Annotated in this window: 17 protein-coding genes; 3 read left to right on the forward strand and 14 right to left on the reverse strand. The window is 41.4% G+C overall.

The window, feature by feature from the left end:
- Positions 1-138: 138 nt before the first annotated feature.
- Positions 139-1,821: a choline dehydrogenase gene (gene betA / locus BMZ58_RS09010; RefSeq protein ID WP_075036213.1), complete on the reverse strand. Its 1,683-nt coding sequence runs from the start codon at positions 1,819-1,821 to the stop codon at positions 139-141.
- 184 nt (positions 1,822-2,005) lie between these two features.
- Positions 2,006-3,478, reverse strand: a complete 1,473-nt coding sequence (betB, locus tag BMZ58_RS09015; protein WP_075036214.1) for a betaine-aldehyde dehydrogenase — start codon at positions 3,476-3,478, stop codon at positions 2,006-2,008.
- A gap of 288 nt (positions 3,479-3,766) precedes the next feature.
- On the opposite strand from betB, the gene cudC reads away from it, so the two are divergent.
- Together cudC and BMZ58_RS09025 are read left to right on the forward strand one after the other, a co-directional pair.
- Complete coding sequence (gene cudC, locus BMZ58_RS09020; RefSeq protein ID WP_075036215.1) at positions 3,767-4,318, forward strand: choline uptake/conversion transcriptional regulator CudC; 552 nt, start codon at positions 3,767-3,769, stop codon at positions 4,316-4,318.
- Positions 4,319-4,497: 179 nt separating this feature from the next.
- Positions 4,498-5,385 carry a glycine betaine ABC transporter substrate-binding protein gene (locus BMZ58_RS09025; RefSeq protein WP_075036216.1) on the forward strand — a complete coding sequence of 296 codons (888 nt, stop codon included), beginning with the start codon at positions 4,498-4,500 and terminating at the stop codon, positions 5,383-5,385.
- A gap of 101 nt (positions 5,386-5,486) precedes the next feature.
- Here BMZ58_RS09025 and gudD read toward each other — a convergent pair whose 3' ends face one another.
- The 12 genes from gudD to nirB all read right to left on the reverse strand — a co-directional run bounded on the left by gudD (position 5,487) and on the right by nirB (position 18,673).
- Positions 5,487-6,833 carry a glucarate dehydratase gene (gudD, locus tag BMZ58_RS09030; RefSeq protein WP_075036217.1) on the reverse strand — a complete coding sequence of 449 codons (1,347 nt, stop codon included), beginning with the start codon at positions 6,831-6,833 and terminating at the stop codon, positions 5,487-5,489.
- Between the two features lie 25 nt (positions 6,834-6,858).
- Positions 6,859-8,334 (reverse strand): tripartite tricarboxylate transporter permease, encoded by a 1,476-nt coding sequence (locus BMZ58_RS09035; protein WP_075036307.1) that lies wholly within the window; start codon positions 8,332-8,334, stop codon positions 6,859-6,861.
- A 43-nt stretch (positions 8,335-8,377) separates the two neighbouring features.
- Entirely contained in the window at positions 8,378-8,782 is a 405-nt protein-coding gene (locus tag BMZ58_RS09040; RefSeq protein WP_075036218.1) for a tripartite tricarboxylate transporter TctB family protein, read from the reverse strand.
- A 71-nt stretch (positions 8,783-8,853) separates the two neighbouring features.
- Positions 8,854-9,900, reverse strand: coding sequence for a tripartite tricarboxylate transporter substrate-binding protein (locus tag BMZ58_RS09045; protein ID WP_083412654.1), 1,047 nt, complete (start codon positions 9,898-9,900; stop codon positions 8,854-8,856).
- Positions 9,901-9,991: 91 nt separating this feature from the next.
- Complete coding sequence (gucD, locus tag BMZ58_RS09050; RefSeq protein WP_075036219.1) at positions 9,992-11,458, reverse strand: alpha-ketoglutaric semialdehyde dehydrogenase GucD; 1,467 nt, start codon at positions 11,456-11,458, stop codon at positions 9,992-9,994.
- A 58-nt stretch (positions 11,459-11,516) separates the two neighbouring features.
- Positions 11,517-12,452 carry a 5-dehydro-4-deoxyglucarate dehydratase gene (kdgD, locus tag BMZ58_RS09055; protein ID WP_075036220.1) on the reverse strand — a complete coding sequence of 312 codons (936 nt, stop codon included), beginning with the start codon at positions 12,450-12,452 and terminating at the stop codon, positions 11,517-11,519.
- A 23-nt stretch (positions 12,453-12,475) separates the two neighbouring features.
- On the reverse strand, positions 12,476-13,165 hold the full coding sequence (locus tag BMZ58_RS09060) for a FadR/GntR family transcriptional regulator (RefSeq protein WP_075036221.1): 690 nt from the start codon (positions 13,163-13,165) through the stop codon (positions 12,476-12,478).
- A gap of 267 nt (positions 13,166-13,432) precedes the next feature.
- Positions 13,433-14,089 (reverse strand): carboxymuconolactone decarboxylase family protein, encoded by a 657-nt coding sequence (locus BMZ58_RS09065; RefSeq protein ID WP_075036222.1) that lies wholly within the window; start codon positions 14,087-14,089, stop codon positions 13,433-13,435.
- 156 nt (positions 14,090-14,245) lie between these two features.
- Positions 14,246-15,031 (reverse strand): uroporphyrinogen-III C-methyltransferase, encoded by a 786-nt coding sequence (cobA, locus tag BMZ58_RS09070; RefSeq protein WP_075036223.1) that lies wholly within the window; start codon positions 15,029-15,031, stop codon positions 14,246-14,248.
- A 13-nt stretch (positions 15,032-15,044) separates the two neighbouring features.
- Complete coding sequence (locus BMZ58_RS09075) at positions 15,045-15,896, reverse strand: formate/nitrite transporter family protein (RefSeq protein ID WP_075036224.1); 852 nt, start codon at positions 15,894-15,896, stop codon at positions 15,045-15,047.
- Between the two features lie 24 nt (positions 15,897-15,920).
- Entirely contained in the window at positions 15,921-16,244 is a 324-nt protein-coding gene (gene nirD / locus BMZ58_RS09080) for a nitrite reductase small subunit NirD (protein ID WP_075036225.1), read from the reverse strand.
- A 32-nt stretch (positions 16,245-16,276) separates the two neighbouring features.
- The gene (gene nirB / locus BMZ58_RS09085) at positions 16,277-18,673 is read right to left on the reverse strand and encodes a nitrite reductase large subunit NirB (protein WP_075036226.1); all 2,397 of its coding nucleotides are present in this window, start codon (positions 18,671-18,673) and stop codon (positions 16,277-16,279) included.
- Positions 18,674-18,904: 231 nt separating this feature from the next.
- On the opposite strand from nirB, the gene BMZ58_RS21080 reads away from it, so the two are divergent.
- Complete coding sequence (locus tag BMZ58_RS21080) at positions 18,905-19,048, forward strand: hypothetical protein (protein ID WP_167360056.1); 144 nt, start codon at positions 18,905-18,907, stop codon at positions 19,046-19,048.
- The last annotated feature ends 144 nt before the right edge of the window (positions 19,049-19,192 follow it).

The raw sequence follows: 19,192 nt of genomic DNA on the forward strand, positions 1-19,192 counted from the left end.
CGAGGGCAATAAAAGACCTTAAGCCTTTTTTTACGTGAAAATTAGCCAACCCATATATAATTTAAAAAAAGAAGGCACTCTATCGTAAATGTATGATTCACAAATACATTTTTGATAGAGCCCTTCTCAAGGAAAATATTATTTAGTTACTGTGCCTGCATCAGCCGGATGTACGCCATGACGATAGAAGTCGGCATCAATTGGATCCAGGGGTTTACGTCCAAGGATAAGGTCTGCAGCCTTCTCTGCCAACATCAACACAGGTGCATGGATATTGCCGTTCGTAACGTAAGGCATGGCAGATGCATCGACTACTCGTACGTTGTCGAGGCCGTGGACTTTCATTGAATTCGGATCTACGACAGCCATTGGGTCTGAAGCTGGTCCCATTTTTGCCGTGCAAGACGGATGAAGTGCCGTTTCCGCATCTTCTTTCACCCATTCCAATATTTCCTCATCTGTCTGAACAGTAGGACCTGGTGAGATCTCCCCTGCATTATAAGGTTTCATTGCTGGTTGGGACATAATCTTACGGGTGACTCTTACTGCTTCCACCCACTCACGTTTGTCCTGTTCAGTAGAAAGGTAATTGTAGACCATGCTCGGATGCTCTTTAGGGTCTTTGGAACGAATCTTCAATGATCCCCGTGCATCAGAATACATAGGTCCCACATGTACTTGGAATCCATGATCTGTCGGTGCTTTTTGTCCATCGTACCGTACCGCTACTGGGAGGAAATGATACATCAAATTCGGGTATTCGACGTCTTCGTTTGAACGGACGAAACCTCCTCCTTCAAAATGGTTGGTCGCTGCTGGTCCAGTACGTCCGAACATCCACTGCAAACCGATCCATGGCATGCGAGCTTTATTTAAGTTAGGCTGTTCAGAAACAGGCACCGGACAAGCGTGTTGAATGTATACTTCAAGGTGATCCTGGAGGTTTTCTCCCACCCCTGGAAGGTTGACTACCGGTTTGATTCCAAGAGAGCGAAGGTGTTCAGCCTCTCCTACTCCTGACAATTGAAGAAGCTGCGGCGTATTAATGGCACCACCTGATAAAATGACTTCCCCTGCTTCAACTTGATGAGTTTTTCCGTTTCGTTGATATGTCAACCCTTTGGCACGAGTACCATCAAAATCGATACTCTTAACGAATGCACGAGTCCTTACCGTTAGATTCTCACGCTTCATTGCCGGATGCAAATAGGCACGGGAAGCAGATAAGCGCTGGCCTTTATACACATGCTTATCAAATGGTCCGAATCCCTCTTGACGGAAACCGTTCACATCAGGAGTTCTTGAGTAACCAGCTTCTACACCCGAATTAAAGAAGGCTTGGAATAATGGATTTTTAGCTGGTCCGCGTTCCAATTTGATTGGTCCATCATGGCCACGGAGATCATCATCCGGAGAGCCTAATGCATTTTCCAGACGTTTAAAATATGGAAGGCAGTGGGCAAAATCCCAGTTTTCCATACCTTCATCTGCTCCCCAACGTTCATAGTCCATCGGATTTCCACGTTGATAGATCATACCGTTGATGGAACTGGAGCCTCCAAGCACTTTCCCTCTAGCATGTTTGATTCTGCGTCCATTCATATAAGGTTCCGGATCTGATTCATATTTCCAGTCATAAAGACTTTTCCCCGCAGGAAATGGTAATGCTGCCGGCATTTGGATCAATAAGTCCCAAGAATAATCACTGCGTCCCGCCTCTAAAACAAGTACACTTTTCTTCCCATCTTCACTTAAACGGTCTCCGAGTACAGAGCCCGCACTACCGCCTCCAACAATGACAATGTCATATCTTTCACTCATCTTCTGTTCCTCCTCGTGTTGAAATGAAGGAATAGGGATTCAGCCAATACGAAAAGCATCGCTCAAGTACCTTCCTCCATTTATCAAACCTAGTTTTTTTATAAAATCACTTACACCAATTCATTAGATAAGTTTTGCACTTCTCTTTGAGTGGTTCTGAAGAAAATAGATATAGATAGTTGGCTTAGAACCAATTAATAGGTTCAGGTTTAAGGTTTTGGAATATATGTTTTGTTTCTGTATATTCCTCCATTCCGAGTTTGCCTAGTTCGCGTCCAATACCAGACTGCTTAAACCCACCCCATGGTGCGTGGGGAAAATAAAGGTTGAATTCATTGATCCATACTGTCCCCATGCGCATTTTTGCTGCACAGCGTTCCGCTTTTGCAATATCGTTTGTGAACACACCACCAGCAAGTCCGTAGATTGAGTCATTAGAAAGCTTTACCGCTTCTTCTTCACTCCGGAATTTTTCAACTGTGATGACAGGACCAAACCCTTCTTCCTGGACAACTTTCATGTCTGTTGTGCAGTCTGTGAAAATCGTAGGTAAGTAGAAAAATCCTTTTTGCAGTTCCGGATCTTCTGGGCGTTTGCCACCAACAGCTAAAGTGGCCCCTTCTTCGATCCCTGCTTCTACATACTTTTCTACCTTCGCAAGGTGGTCTGCTGAAATCAGCGGTCCCATTTGCGTATCCTCGTCAAATCCGCTTCCCAGCTTGAATTTTTTCACTCGTTCCACCAGTGCGTTCACGAACTCGTCGTGTATGCTTTCTTCTACTATAAGTCTTGTACCAGCAGAACAGATTTGACCTGCGTGGAAAAATACGCCGTTTAACGCTTGGTCGACAGCTAAATCAAAATCAGCATCAGCAAAAATCACATTCGGGTTTTTACCGCCAAGTTCAAGTGCGAGCTTCTTCACATTTACGCTTGCCGCTTGCATAATTTTTTTCCCTGTCGCAATGCCGCCCGTGAAAGAAATAAGATCAACATCCGTGTTATTGGACAATTCTTCTCCAATGGTATCGCCTGCACCAAGGACCAGGTTGGCAACACCAGCCGGCACTCCTGCCTCTTCCATCAGTTCAAATACTTTTATAGTGGTAAGTGGTGTAATTTCACTCGGCTTCATAACCAAAGTGTTTCCAGTCGCAAGCGCTGGGGCCAATTTCCAGGACGCTTGAAGTAAAGGGTAGTTCCATGGTGTGATTTGCCCACATACACCAACCGGTTCGTGAACCACTTTACTGATAGAGTTCGGCACAGGAGAATCAATGAGTTCTCCGCCATCTTTATCTGCAAGTTCCCCATAATAACGGAACACTCCGGCTATATCTTCCATGTCTCCCCGGCTTTCTTCTACTGTCTTACCAGTATCGAGAGACTCTAAATATGCCAATTCTTCTTTGTCCCTTTCAATCAATTCAGCAATCTTCCTTACGACAGCCCCTCGTTCTGTTGCTGGAGTAAAAGCCCATTCTCCATTATCAAATGCTTCTCTTGCTGCAGCGATGGCCGCTTTTGCATCTGATTCATCGCCTTCAGGAACTGTGGCGATAATTTCTTGGTTAAATGGATTAATAATCGTACGCGTATTATCCGATTTCGCGTCCACCCATTTGCCATTAATGTATTGTTGTAGTTTAAGATCCATATCGATCAACTCCAATTTGGAAATTTAAATTAAGTTTATTAAAAATTTATTTAACGTTTTAAACACTAACATGTACTTAGAGGGATGTCAAAATTTAATCCAAACACGAAATAATGTGTGAATTAAACATATTTAAAATGGTTATGATTAATATGGTGTTGGACATTCACAGCCCATGAAAACCAATCGTCACATTTGACATTTGATTTGTACGCGTTAACATTAAGTCCGTACACAATATTTGATTTAATTTTAATACAGTTTAATTTGTATTGAAGGAGCGACCCAATGAGTGAGTCTACTGATAGATCCAAGAGAAAACTAGAAGAAGCTAAAGATAAAGTCATCGGTACGATTGCGGAAACGATGGATTTATATGGGGTAACACCAGCCGCTGCAAATTTATATGCGACAATGTACTTTAAAGATCAAATGACGCTTGATGAAATGCGTGAGGAACTTGAAATGAGTAAACCTAGTATGAGTACGAGTGTCCGCAGGCTCCAGGAAATTAAAATGGTAAAAAAAACATTTACGCGGGGTTCCAGGAAACATACGTATGCAGCAGAGAAGAATTTTTTCCGTTCCTTTATGGCGTTCTATTGTCAGATGTGGGAACGCGAATCGAAAATGAATTTGGAAGCCATTGAGGAAGCACAAGAAGATTTCATAGAAGTCATCAAAGATTCTGCCAGTACCCCGGACATTGTTGCCGAGGCAAAAGAATACTATGATCAATTAGAAGAATCCAAAACATACTACCGCTGGCTAGGTGACTTAGTTGCAAGTATAAGAAGTGGTGAGATATTTGAATTCTTGCCGACAGATCAACAAGATTAAGCAGGAAGTCATCAGGTAGTCTAAAGAAACTAATTTCAGACTAGCTAATTATACGAACGTTAGACTCTTATAAAAAAGAGTAAGGTTCGTATTGCATTTTTGTTAAATAAATTCTTAACATACTTAACGTTCGGGGTTTGTTGGAGTTATATATAAAATAATAAAGGGAGTTTTTCAACATGAAGAAGTGCAAAAAAGTACTTAGTTCTATTTTAGCGATTCTTATGATTTCTGTACTGACAGCATGCGGAAACGCTAATGGGGAATCAAAAAGTGAACAGTCCGATTCAGATACAGAATCAGTAACGATTGGCCAAATTAACTGGGCTGAAAATATTGCTGTCACAAATATGTGGAAAGTGATTCTGGAAGATGAGGGTTACAATGTGGAGTTAAACAATTTGAACATGGGCAGTACAATGAGGGCGCTGGAAAATGGCGACCTGGATGCTAGTTTAGAAATTTGGTTACCTGTTCAGGATGCGAATTACTTGGATAAATACCAGGATACGGTTAATTTCTCTGATGCTACATGGTATGACAATGCAAAAGTAGGACTTGTTGTTCCCTCTTATGTAGAAGAAGTAAACAGTGTTGAAGACTTGAATGAACATAAAGAGTTGTTCAATAGCGAAATAGTTGGTTTTGATCCGGGTGCAGGTACGATGGAAGTAACGGAACAATTAATTAAGGATTATAATCTGGAGCTTGAACTATTACCAAGCTCTGAATCTGCGATGTTAGCGGAAATCGGTAATGCAGTAAAAGAGGAAGAGCCTATCGTAGCGCCACTTTGGAGCCCACACTGGATATTCTCCAAGTACGACTTGAAATTTATTGAAGATCCACAAAACACATTCGGTGGAGTTGAAAAGATTCACCATGCTACAAGACAAGGCTTTGAAGAAGAATATCCAGAAATCAGCGAATGGTTTAAGAATTGGAAGATGGATGATCAACAAATCGGTAAGCTTATCGAGTATGTGGAAGGTTCCGAAGACCCACTTGATGGTGCTGAGAAATGGGTAGAAGAAAATCAAGATCTAATTGATGAATGGGTAAAATAAAAGCATATTTTTAAAAGAAAAGAAGGTAGACTCTACTTTTGTGTAGAGTCTACCTTCTTTTCTTTATGTAAAAAAATTGCTCATTAAAATGAGCAATTTTTTTAACGGACTAATGAAGGCTTTTTCGGATCAAATGTCCAGTTCGGAATGAGATACTGCATAGCCTTTGCATCATCCCTCGCCCCCAAATTCATTTCCTTATATACTTCGTGAGCTTTCTCCACTTGCTTCATATCAATATCAACTCCAAGACCCGGTTTATTTGGGAGCTGAATTTTCCCGTCGATAATTTTATATGGATTTTTAGTCAAGTGCTGCCCATCCTGCCAAATCCAGTGCGTATCGATCGGCGTGATTTCCCCAGGAGCCGCTGCAGCAACATGAGTGAACATGGCTAAGGAAATATCAAAGTGATTGTTGGAGTGGGATCCCCATGTCAGTCCCCATTCGGAACACATTTGTGCCACACGGACGGATCCGCTCATTGTCCAGAAGTGGGGATCCGCTAACGGAATATCAACGGAATGCAGTTGAACCGCATGCCCCATTTGCCTCCAATCTGTTGCAATCATGTTTGTCGCCGTTGGAAGGCCTGTTGCTTTCTTAAATTCTGCCATCACTTCGCGTGCAGAAAAACCCCCTTCATCCCCACAAGGATCTTCTGCGTATGTAAGAACATCGTTTTGTCCTTTACACAGACGTATAGCTTCCTCCAAAGACCACGCTCCATTAGGATCTAGAGTGATTCTTGCATTTGGGAAACGTTCATGGAGAGCAGTGACCGCTTCCATTTCCTTTTCCCCTTCTAATACGCCTCCTTTTAGTTTAAAATCATTAAATCCGTAACGTTCATAGGCTGCTTCTGCCAAACGTACAATTTCATCTGCACTCAATGCTTTTTCATTTCGAATTCTAAACCACTCATTATCCGCTTCCTGTTCCTCACGATAAGGAAGATCTGTTTTCAAGCGGTCTCCAATATAAAATAAATAACCCAAAGTCGGAATCTCTTCCCGCTGGATTCCCTCTCCTAGCAATGCAGCAGCTGGCACATTCAGAAACTTTCCTAGTAAGTCTAAAAAAGCAGATTCTAATGCTGTGACAGCGTGGATGGTCACTCTCAGATCAAACGTTTGGTTTCCTCTACCTGAAGCATCACGTTCGGCGAAAGTTTGCTTTACTTTCTTTAATATATTTTTATAGTTACCGATTGTTTGACCTTCAATTAACTCCCTTGAATCTTCAAGCGTCTGTTTGATATTTTCTCCACCAGGAACTTCTCCTACTCCAACCTCCCCTGTACTATCTTTCACTATGACAATGTTCCTGGTAAAATAGGGGGCATGAGCTCCACTTAAATTCAACAGCATGCTATCCTGACCTGCTACAGTATATACCTCTAAACCCGTGATGACCGGTGTTTCTTTTTTAGTTTTAATTGAGTTCACCTTTAATCACTCCTGACTTCATTTTTTAAGCAGCTTCCCTTGTCTCATTTTTCTTGGATCTCAGATTATCAAATATCGCATAAGCTAAGGCAGCAATAATCAAAACCCACAACCCAATAGCAACCGGTCCATTTGTAAAGAAGATCGTCAAGTCTCCCCCACTTCCTTTTAAACTATCGATAAAATACTTCTCGCATTGGGCTCCTAAGATGAAACCGATCAAGAATGGCGGGATTTGAATACCAATTTTCATAAAAATGTATCCTGCAAGACCGAATAATAGAAGGGTCCATACATCAAACATTACCCCGTTGTTGATCGCATAAGAACCTACTGCACACATCACAATAATAATTGGAAATATAATGTACTTCGGGATGTATACAATCTTGGCAAAATACCTTATAGAGAAAAACATCAAAGCAAACATCACAATATTCGCTAGAATCAATGCAAAGATAATTCCGCTCCACAAATCTGGATTTGTTGGAATGAACAGCGGCCCAACTTCAATACCTTGAAGCAAAAATGCACCTATCAATATAGCTGTCGTACTATCGCCTGGAATACCTAATGATAATAGAGGAATGAGCGCTCCACCGGTAAGACCATTGTTAGCTGATTCACTTGCGATCAGACCTTCCGGCTCTCCTTTTCCAAAATTACCAGGTTTTTTCGAGAAACTCTTGGCTTGAGAATAAGCAGTGATAGAAGCAGCGCTTCCTCCTACTCCTGGCAAGATACCAATAAATGTGCCTAAAACAGATGACCGGCATAGATTGACAATTTGGTTTTTGAAAACCCGGAACTTGAACTTACTCTTTTCACCTTTGTTCAATTCAATATTTTGGTGGGTCGCCGGTTTCATTCCCTCTTCCGCTTCTATCAACATTTGCCCAATAGCAAATAATCCGATAAGAACAGGCAATAAGGAGAAACCATAGACAAGCTGGTCTTCCAATCCAGGCGGTATAAGCCTCATCTCGTTGTTATCAGCAAAAGTCCCTATCAGACTGATAAAAACCCCTAGAATTCCACTGAACATTCCTACTAGTAGACTTCCTTTCGATATGGAAGCGATGATGGTCAATGCGAAAATGATGATCAGGAATTTTTCTACAGAAGAAAAATCAATAGCTACAGAGGCTAACAGAGGGGCAAAGAAATATAGGATGGTAAGACTGAGAAGTCCTCCAATAACAGAAGCGGTAATACCCACTTTAAGAGCTTTCTCCCCTTGTCCATTTTGGGTCATAGGATAACCGTCAAATGTAGTACAAAGGGAAGAAGGTGTACCCGGGATATTTAATAATATAGCTGGAACTAGACCGCCACTGATTCCCCCTACATATAAACCAATCAATAATCCGATTGAATCTATCATATCGAGCGCATAAGTGATTGGCAGGAAGATGGCAATGGCCATCGTTGCGGTCATTCCAGGAATGGAACCGAAGATGATACCGATCAATACCCCTAGGAAGCACAGCATGATGGACATTGGACTTAATATCCCTATCAACTCCAAACGAACTCTCTCCCTTCTATGGCAAAGTTATGTCGAACACTTGACCAAATACATACCAAACTACAAAAGTAGTGGCTAATGCATTTGTCAAAGATGTGAATAATGCCTTCTTTTGAACCTTTCCTATAAAAAGTAATGTAATCACAAACATAAATAATATGGTCGATATCAGAAATCCTAGCAGTTCCATCATAAATGGATAGAGAAAGAGAAGGATCGCCGAACCGAAAAGTTTAGATTTATCATAGTTAGCCATAAAAAAAGAGAACTCTCTTTTTTTTGAACTACCTTGTTTCACGCGCTTATAAAAGTATCTAAATACAATCATCGCTCCTAAAATCAATAAAATAGTAATGATTATTCTAGGAAAAATAATATGATATTCGCTGAATGTGAGTTCAACAGTAAGTAAATCCTCCATATTCCCACCTCTTTGATTGTTAGTGAGAGGGACCAGGTGCTACTTCAACACCCGGCCCTTTTTTGAAAAAATTATTGTGCTATTTTATCCAAATCAGGCGCTTCCTCAATAATTTGGTTGACTTCTTCACGTTTTTCTAATAAATAATCCGTGGACTCCTTGGCTGGAATATAATTAGTGATATAGGCGTTCTTTTGTAGGTCTTCTTGATAGTTCTCCATATCTACGACTTCCTGAACAGCCTGGTCCAATTTGGTAGCAAACTCTTCATCCACCTCTTTAGGCATTAAGAAGAAAAATTCTTTATCAAACGTAAACTCTTTTCCGTTTACAGTAATTCCTTGTTCAGCCATTGTCGGTATATCATATCCCTCTACACGCTCACTGGCTGTAACACCCAAAAACTTCATTTTAATCTTGTCTTCTACTCCTTTTTTTGTATACTCGGAGTTAGATCCAATAGAGCCATGAATGATATCTGCGTTCCCATCCCATAATGCTTGGTTTTTATCTTCTTGGGACCCTGTCACATATACATTAATTCGGTCAGACACCCCTGTGCCAAACTCCTCTTTGGCCCATAAATAATAACCGTCGAAAACAATCTCAGAGACACCACCTGCTTGAATAGCTACCGTAATAGTTTCTTCAGGATTTTCATTCAACCATTCAGCAGATTCTGCAAGCGTATCATAGGGAGCATCGCCACTTGTTAAGAAGGCATTTCCTGGGTTGATCGCTACTACAGGACCGATTGTCCAATTTTCCAGTTTGTTCTCTTCTTTAAAAGATCCATACTCTACACCTAAATAAGCCATATCGTGAAAAAACATAACCGTGCTTCCGTCGTCTTTAGCTGTAGAAAGTTCGTCAAAAGCCTTTACTGCACCAATCGCATCCACTTTCATATTCGTGCCCAGTCCATCTTCTAAATACCTGCTTACGGCTTCAGCATTTTGATAAGTATCTCCACCAGTAGATGAGGAACCGATCACCACTCGAACTCTTGACTGATCGATACTATTTTCACTATCCCCACCCGAAGCAGACTTACTTCCACAAGCTGAAAGCAAAAGAACTGTCATTACTATAAATGTCATCCACGCAATATTCTTCACGCATCCACCACTCCCTATATTAGTATCATTAAATTAAACGCTTACATTTTAAAGCTTTTCAATAATGGTCTATAGAGCAAACAACAGCGGTCTATTTTACGAATACAGTTTTAATGGAAGTGAAAAATTCTTTAGCTGCTTGCCCCTGTTCCCGTGAATGAGAACTGGACTGTTTCATACCTCCAAAAGGTGCCTGAAGTTCTACGCCAGCACTTTCAGCATTAATTCTAACTAGTCCAGCGTCCATATCTTTAATAAAAGAGAGCATTTGTTGGATATTTGTTGTGAAAATAGAAGCACTAAGTCCATACTCCACATCGTTTGCTAGATCGAGAGCTTCTTCTAAAGAATCTACTTTCATCAAAGCTAATACAGGACCAAAGATCTCTTCTTGTGCAATTGTCATTTCTGAATTCACATTTTCAAAAACGGTAGGTTCAACAAAATAACCCTTTTCACGTCCATCATCTTTTAGTTGTTTTCCACCTGCGAGGAGTTGGCCGCCTTCTTCTTCCCCTTTTTGGATATAATAGAGTACGTTTTCCAGCTGCCGCTCACTTACACAAGGGCCCATCCACGAGCCATCCCGCATTCCGTTTCCAACACTTATCTCTTTTACTTTTTCTAGTAATCTTTCTTTGAACTTATCATAAATTCCATCTAAAAGGATGACTCTGCTAGTAGCCGTACATTTCTGTCCAGTAGATTTCAGTCCACCACTAATGGTCGCATCGACAGCTAAATCTAGGTCAGCATCCTCTGTAACAATAACAGGATTCTTGCCTCCCATTTCTAATTGATATTTTGCCCCTCTTGCTAACGCCTCATGGCCGATCTGCTTCCCAACCTGATTAGATCCTGTAAACGTAATTCCATGGATATCCGGGTGTTCAGCAATGGCTTGTCCGATGACAGAACCTGGCCCTGTTACCATATTGACAACACCTTTAGGTAAACCAGCTTCCGCAAAGCATTCTATGACCTTAGCACAAGTTACGGCTCCTTCCGTCGCAGGTTTTAGGACCACGCTGTTTCCATAAATTAAAGCAGGTGCTGACTTCCAAATCGGAATGGCTACCGGAAAGTTCCAAGGAGTGATGACGCCAACAACCCCAAGCGGTACCCGCGTCGTAAACATCAATGCATCACTATCTGTAGATGGAATGACATCGCCAACCGCTCTCATGCCTTCTCCTGCATAATATCTTAGAATGGCAACCCCTCTTGCTGTTTCTCCTTTCGCTTCAGGGTAGGTTTTGCCCATTTCCCGGGTCATGCATTCTGCGATTTCCTCCAAACGACTTTCCATTATATCTGCTACTTTGTAGAGATACTGGCCTCTTTCTGCGCCTGAGCGGCCTTTCCACCCTTTAGCAGCTGTTTTTGCCGATCTAACCGCTTTATTCAAGTCCTCTTCTGAAGAATTAGCGACTTCCCCCACAACCTCTTCATTATTAGCTGGATTATAATTTACAATCTTTTCTTCATTTACAGCAGAAACCCATTCTCCGTTAATAAAGTTTACATATTGATTCGTTTGGTTAGTTTTTGTAGTCATATATTGCTCCCTCCACATTGATTATTAAGAATTTCAGCTCAAAAGTAAGTTCTCACTCTCATTTAACGTTGATTATCCTGGTTTTTGGCGGATACTTATCTAACACTTTTGTCAAAATTACCTTCAGCTCTTCATAATGTTCACTAGTCACTGGAGCTACAGGCGCGCGTACAGTGTTTTCTACAGGGAGTCCTACGATATTCATCCCTGCTTTTATAAGAGATATAGCGTACCCTTTTCCTTTTCTCCTTATATCATTAATAGGGAGAATGACATCTTCATAAATTTCGTTTACCGTATCTTGATCACCTGATTGCAGAGCATCGTTAAACATTCTTGAGATATGTGGGATGTAATTGGAAATAGCGGAAGAATAACAATCGAATCCTAGAGGTTTATAGGCAGGCATTGTAACTTCTGCCATTGGCATACCATTAAGCCACCCTAGGCGGCTGCCAAACCTCTGCGTAAGCTCAACGTTTAATTCCATATCTCCATGTCCATCTTTTAGACCTACCACTTGCTCGTAATCCAAAAGCCCCTCCAGTGTATCCGCTTTCAAAATTGCGTTATTTCTTTGATAGAGGATTGCGTTAAGGTCTGTACTACTGACAATTGCTTTATAGTATTCATATAAACCTTCTTGCTCCCCTTCTATTAAGTAAGGAGGCAGGATCAGGTATCCATCTACCTTTTTCTGTTCGGAAATCTTCGCTTTTTCTAACGCTTCACTAAGATTCCCTCCTACACCGGTGTAAAGGGGGACTTGACCATTTACAGTAGTTAAGGCAATGTCGATCATCGTTTCATATTCTTTCTTGCTTAAGCTATGAAACTCTCCTGCTCCACAGGCGATGAAAATTGACTCAAGCCCCTCTTCTAAGAGGAACTCTATATTTTTCTTCAATGCTTCTTGATCCAGTTCATTTTGGTGATTGAATGGGGCTACCGGGAAGCCGGATATTCCGATAGGCGCTTTTCTGCTTTTACTCATTTAACCTCTCCTCATTTTTTAAATTAATAGCTGAGCCTTTCTCTAACATAAACTAAATGCTTGTGCATGCTTGCGTGAGCAGCAAGTGGATCTCTGTTCTTTAGTGCTTCATATATTTCTCTATGTTGTTGGACCGTTTTTTCTTTGTCGCGATTTTTTAATGGGATGTTCTCTAGTGTCTTATCGTACATATTTAACAATGGGTCAATTATCCCCTCTGTAATTGGATTGCTCCCGCTAAAGGCAATAATTCTATGGAATTCACGGTCAATCTCTGTATAATCACCTTCCGCTTTTTCCATTGCGGTGATATTTTCTTCTAACCTCTTCAAATCTAATTCTGATATTTTCTCCGCAGCTAAGGCTACCAAACCTAATTCTTGAGATAGCCTTGTTTCAATAATAGATTCCATGTCTCCAATGGAAATGGCTAACATAATTCGATAAGGTTCGCTTCCTACTCTGTCTGTGAAGAAAGTTCCTTCCCTTGTTTTTCGGTGCACTACCCCAAGTGTTTCCAATGAAATGAGGGCTTCTCTAAGTACAGGTCGGCTGACATTCAACATGTCCATCAGCTTCATTTCTGAGGGAAGTTTATCTCCTGCTTTTAATTGGCCACTCATCAGTAAATCAATAATCTGCTCAATCACTTGATTGGAAAGAGTTTTGCGTTTCACGGTCTTCATATTTAGATCCTTTCGCAACTCGCTCATCTTAAATAACCTCCTTTCTTCTAAATTTATCTAATTATCATTTGTCAAACAAATTGTAAGACAAATGAATTTATATGTCAATTCTTAATTTTAAGAAAATTTATTTGTAAGACAAATAAATAATGAAGAGTCGTGATGGGGGAACTTCTAGTGATCCCTCTTACATACTTTTGAATAAAAACAAAGGCTAGACTCCTTCCCCAATTAAGGTAGGAGTCTAGCCTTTGTTCAGTAGCTTTATTAAATGAAGCAAAGCGATCGTTTTCTTTATTCGTCATACGAATTTAATGCATTAACACTGTGCGCAAGAGCTGAACCTGCTTTTAGAGCAGTGGCAACAAAAATGGCCTCTGCTACTTCTTCTTTTGTCGCTCCCTGTTTTTTAGCACCTTTGGTATGCACATCAATGCAATAAGGACATCCTGTTGTATGTGCGACCGCTACGGCAATGAGCTCTTTATCTTTAGCTGGAATCGCCCCTGCTTTCATTGATTGTTGATCAAAATCCACGAAAGCATGAAACGCATCTCCATGCAGCTTGGACAGTTCTTCAAGACGACTGAAATAAGATGCTTTATACAAAGCATCGTCTCCACTTTCGTCATATGTATTCAGTGCGTTAACACTGTGTGCGATGGATGAACCTGCTTTTAGTGCTGTCGCAACAAGGATAGCTTCTGAAACTTCTTCTTTTGTGGCTTCCTGTTTTTTAACATTTTTCACATGAACATCGATACAATAAGGGCATCCTGTCACATGAGCAACAGCTACAGCAATCAACTCCTTCAATTTACCGTTCAGTTCACCCGGTGCAATAGCCTTTTGGTCAAACTCTACAAAAGCTTTGAATGCTTCTGGGGCTAAATCACCAAGTTCAGGCAGCCTCTCAAAATATGATTTTGCATATAACACATCATTCCCCATTTATCCTCTCTCCTTCGTCTCCTTTAGTACACTACAATGATGAATTTTACCATTATAAAGACACTGCGTAAATGAGAAGAGAATGAATTTTCAATCTTTTATGGCTATGACTATTTCCCTAAAAAGAATTGCTGCTAAAGCACGACAGAAAAATGTTCACGCTTTTTCTAACTTTATAGATGAATAATCAGAATGTTGCTGCTGGCTTAGAAGTTTAAATTGCTGTAGCCGATCACGGAAACGGACCACCTCGCCAACAATAATCATAGCTGGATTCTTGATGTCTGCTTTCTCGACGAGATGAACAATAGATTTCAATGTTCCTGTGACGACTTGCTGATTTTCTGTTGTCCCCTGTTGGATAATCCCTACAGGGGTGTCCTCTTTGTACTTTAGCAGCTGTTCGCAAATGTATGGAAGGTTTCCAATCCCCATATAGATCGCTAATGTATCCACACTCTTGGCTAAACTTTCCCAATCTATATCCTTAGGTTTCCCTTTGGGGCGATGCCCTGTCACAACCGCAAAGGAACTTGCCAATTCACGGTGAGTGACAGGGATATCGGCATAGGCTGGGGCAGCTATCCCAGCTGTAACCCCGGGAAGGACCTCGTAGTCCAGACCTCTCTTAGCCAATGCCTCCGCTTCTTCCGCACCTCTTCCAAAAACGTATGGATCTCCCCCCTTCAGTCTCGTCACTACTTTACCTCTGGAGGCATATTTCACTAATAGATGATTGATCGTCTCTTGTTTCATCGTGTGTAAGTTCGGCAACTTACCACAATAGATCAAGTCGACGTCTGGTCTTGCTTCCTGCAATAATTCTTTATTGACTAGACGATCATATAAAATAACATCCGCTTGTTGAACACACTTTAATGCTTTTACAGTAATCAACTCAGGATCCCCGGGACCCGCACCAACTAAGTAAACCTTCCCCATTCTTCTTCCTCCTCTATGCTTGTCCGCGCTTCGTATTGGACATCCTAGCTTCAGCTTTCGATAAATCGAATATCTTCGGCTCCACTTTGTGATGGGTAAAGTATAAACCCAGCCCTGTAAAGATCACTCCACTCACCAAATTACCGAACAGAACAGGAATCTGGTTCCACATCCACCAATCTGCCATAGTAATATCAGCACCAAGCATCATTCCGGCCGGGATTACAAACATATTGACAACGGCGTGTTCAAACCCTTGGGCAAAGAATATTAAAATCGGCAGCCACATTGCAGCAATCTTTCCGATAGTCGAGGTAGACATGAATGCCAATACTGCTCCTAGTGTGACCATCCAATTACATAACATCGCTTTGACGAAAACAACGATTAGTCCTTCCCCACCAAGACTTGCATATCCTAATGTCTTCGCTTCGGCTACAGCAATCAGTTTTTCCGCTACTGCATCGTCAGTCACATGCCCTAACTGCGAGACAGCAATAGTGTATAGAAAAGCGTATAATGCTCCTCCGATCAGGTGACCGATAATCACCCAAAACCAGTTGTTAAGCATGCTCCCTATAGACACCCTTTTCTCGAGGACAGCTAAAGGAATTAGTGCAAAGCTCCCTGTTACGAGTTCCAGCCCTAATAAAATGACCATTACAAAACATGCAGGAAACAATAAAGCTCCAAGTACACCCAATCCTGATTGAACTTCCGTCGTGAATGCCAACGTCGTACCAAAGCCAAGGAGAGCGCCAGCAATGACGCCCCGAATGAGCATATCTTTAACAGACATCTTCGCTTTGGTTTCACCAGCATCAATCATATTTTCCATTACTTCGCCAGGCTTAACGTAAGACATAATTCCCCTCCCTCAAATGATCATTTATACATTTACAAGCACATATACAAAACCATTTTTGATTTCCACATCATACGTATCCACACACCCCTCATCCGGTGCCTGTGCCTGCCCGTCATTTACACTTATTTTCCAGTTATGCATCGGGCAAAATACATGTTCTCCACTGATCATCCCTTCAGCGAGAACCCCACCTTTGTGGGGACAGCGATTTTCTATTGCACGTATCTTCCCGCTCGCTAATTTAAATACGGCAATCTCTTTATCGGCGATAATGACCGTTTTTCCTAGACGTTCTGGCAACTCAGAGTAATTTCCGATTAATACTCTACTTAAAGTTTTTTCCATTTTACCCCTCCTGCTTATGGTCTTTCATCAAGTTAAGCATTGACTTTCTCATATAATTCTTTTAACAAGGTTCCATTATTGATCGCTTCACTCCATGGTTCCTGAATAGCTGAAAGAGCCAGATCCATGCGTTCATTCAACTCAGCCCGCTTCTCTTTATTTCCAACGACTTCTTGAATATGTTCTATCCCCATCCGCTCGACCCATACAGACGTACGATCTAAATAATTTGCTGATTCTCTGTAGTATTGTAAAAAGGCCCCTGTCCATTCAAGCACCTCATCACTTGTCTCTACTTTGCATAACAATTCCGCCTGCCTTAAATCCGTTCCACCGTTGCCACCTACGTAGATTTCCCAGACACCTTCAAGACCAACGATTCCTACATCTTTCACTCCACCTTCTGCACAGTTCCTCGGGCAAGCAGAAACACCCATTTTGAATTTGTGTGGTCCTGATAACCCTTCAAATTTCTTTTCGAGCGCAATTCCAAGTCCTGTGGAATCCTGGGTACCGAACCGGCAGAATTCAGATCCGACACATGTTTTCACTGTGCGAAGCCCTTTTGCATAGGCATGGCCGGATGGCATATCCAGTTCTCCCCAAATACTAGGCAAGTCTTCTTTATTGACGCCTAATAAATTGATGCGTTGCCCGCCTGTCAGTTTAATCATGCCTACCTCATACTTTTCTGCCACATCAGCGATCTTCCTGAGATCTTCCGCATTCGTCACGCCACCATACATTCGTGGTACAACGCCAAAGGTCCCATCTTTTTGAATATTGGCATGTAATCTCTCATTAACAAAACGGGACTCTCTCTCATCTTCATATTCTACCGGGTAAAGCATTCCTAAATAATAATTCAATGCTGGTTTACACTTAGCACAGCCTTCTCCATTCTTCCACCCCAGCACGTTCATTACTTCCCGAGTGTTTGTCATCCCTTTTTCTTTTATTTCTTCAATCACTTCATCCTTAGATAATGTAGTACAGCCGCAAACTGTTTCTTTTTGATTTTCTTCATATTCTTCTCCAAGTGTATACTCTAATAAATCCGAAACTAGTGATTTACATGTACCGCAGGAACGAGAAGCGTTCGTACAGCCTTTCACTTGTTCAACAGAGTTCAACCCTTGCGTTTCGATCGCATCAACGATTGTTCCTTTTGTTACTCCGTTACAGCCACAAATCAGTTCATCATCAGGCATATCGGCAACTAAACCGCACCCCGATTCCTCGTTTTGGCCAGGATCCGTGTACTCCTCTACAGCTGCTCCCTTTTTAATAAGGCTGAGAAGACGGTTTCCATCTCCTGTATCACCAAACAAGACGGAGCCTGTGATTTTTCCCTGTTCGACAATTATTTTTTTATACACGCCGCGCCAATCATCAAAAACTTTGATGGACTTTGTATTTTCGTTTTCCGTGATTTGCCCTGTGGAAAATACATCAACACCCGAGACTTTCAGCTGGGTCGATACGACAGATCCCTTGTAAGCCTCCCCTTCCATACCACAAATCCTTTTCGCTAACACTTGGCCTTGTTGATAAAGAGGGGCGACCAATCCATACACCATTTTCCGGTGTTCCGCACACTCTCCCACCGAGAAGATATTTGGAACATTTGTTTCCAAATAATCATTCACAACAATTCCTCGGTTGACTTCGATTCCTGTTTCTTTCGCCAGTGTAACGTTCGGTTTAATCCCAACAGCCATAACGACCAAATCCGCCTCCATTTCTTCCCCATCATTGAACCGGAGACCAGAGACATGGTCATCACCTAAAATCTCGCTCGTCTGTTTTTCTAATAAAAAATTCATCCCCTGTTTTTCTAACTCTTCTTTCAGGAGTGCCCCTGCTTCTTTATCTAACTGTCGATCCATCAAAGAATCGCTCAGATGCACAACATCTACTTCCATTCCCAGGTTGAGCAGACCCCGAGCTGCTTCAAGTCCCAGTAACCCCCCGCCAATCACGGCGGCTTTTTTATATTTCTTGGAGTAATCGACCATTTTTTCACAATCTTTAATATCACGAAAAGCTGTCACGCCCTGTTTGTCTGTACCGGGTAAAGGCAAGATCACCGGGTCCGATCCTGTAGCGATAATCAGCTGATCATAAGATTCTTTCCGCTCTTTATCCGTATAGACGATCTGTTGATCCTTATCAATGGTCGTCACCGTTTCACCCGGATAAAGTTTAATGTTATTGTCTTCATACCAATGCCATTCATTTAATGTAATATCAGAAACGGAAGTATCTCCTTGGAGAACCTTGGATAATTCAATACGGTTATAGTTTGGATAAGGCTCCTTCCCGAATACTGTAATATCAAATGCATCCGGGCTCAGTTTCAAAATTTCCTCTAAAGTTCGAATCCCAGCCATTCCATTTCCGATCAATACAATTTTCTGTTTTGCCATGGAAACCCTCCGTCATTTATTTGTTTTAATTTTCTAAATTATATGTCAATGATAGCTGTGAGAAATTTCTATTTCAAACAAGATGTGAGAAAATCTAACACACTTTTTTCATTTCACAGGAAAAAACTCCTTAGACAAGCTTAATACAGCTCTCTTCATACACCTATTTAATTATAGAAGTGCTCAACTGTATTCTTTAAAAATCTTCCGTGTTAAAAAAGTTTACATTTCATGTTTTACACCATTGGGGACAACTTCTATATAGATGGAATTGTCAACTTCCTACCTAATGCAGGGACTACCATACGTTCCCCTATAGAAAACCTATTAGCACGGCAAGTGTTCGTGAACAACCTCCTGCCAATCCGTGATTGAATCCAATGCTGATCCCCCACCCCAACTTCATGCTAAAACGCACAAAAATGAGGGTTATAAAACAAAAAAACTATTTCCCTATAACAGGAAATAGTCTTTTGTTAGCGGCTTTATTATGTAAAAGGGGATATAGAAAGAGAACTT

Origin of the sequence: Halobacillus dabanensis, assembly GCF_900114165.1 — a bacterium.
GTDB classification, from domain to species: domain Bacteria; phylum Bacillota; class Bacilli; order Bacillales; family Halobacillaceae; genus Halobacillus; species Halobacillus dabanensis.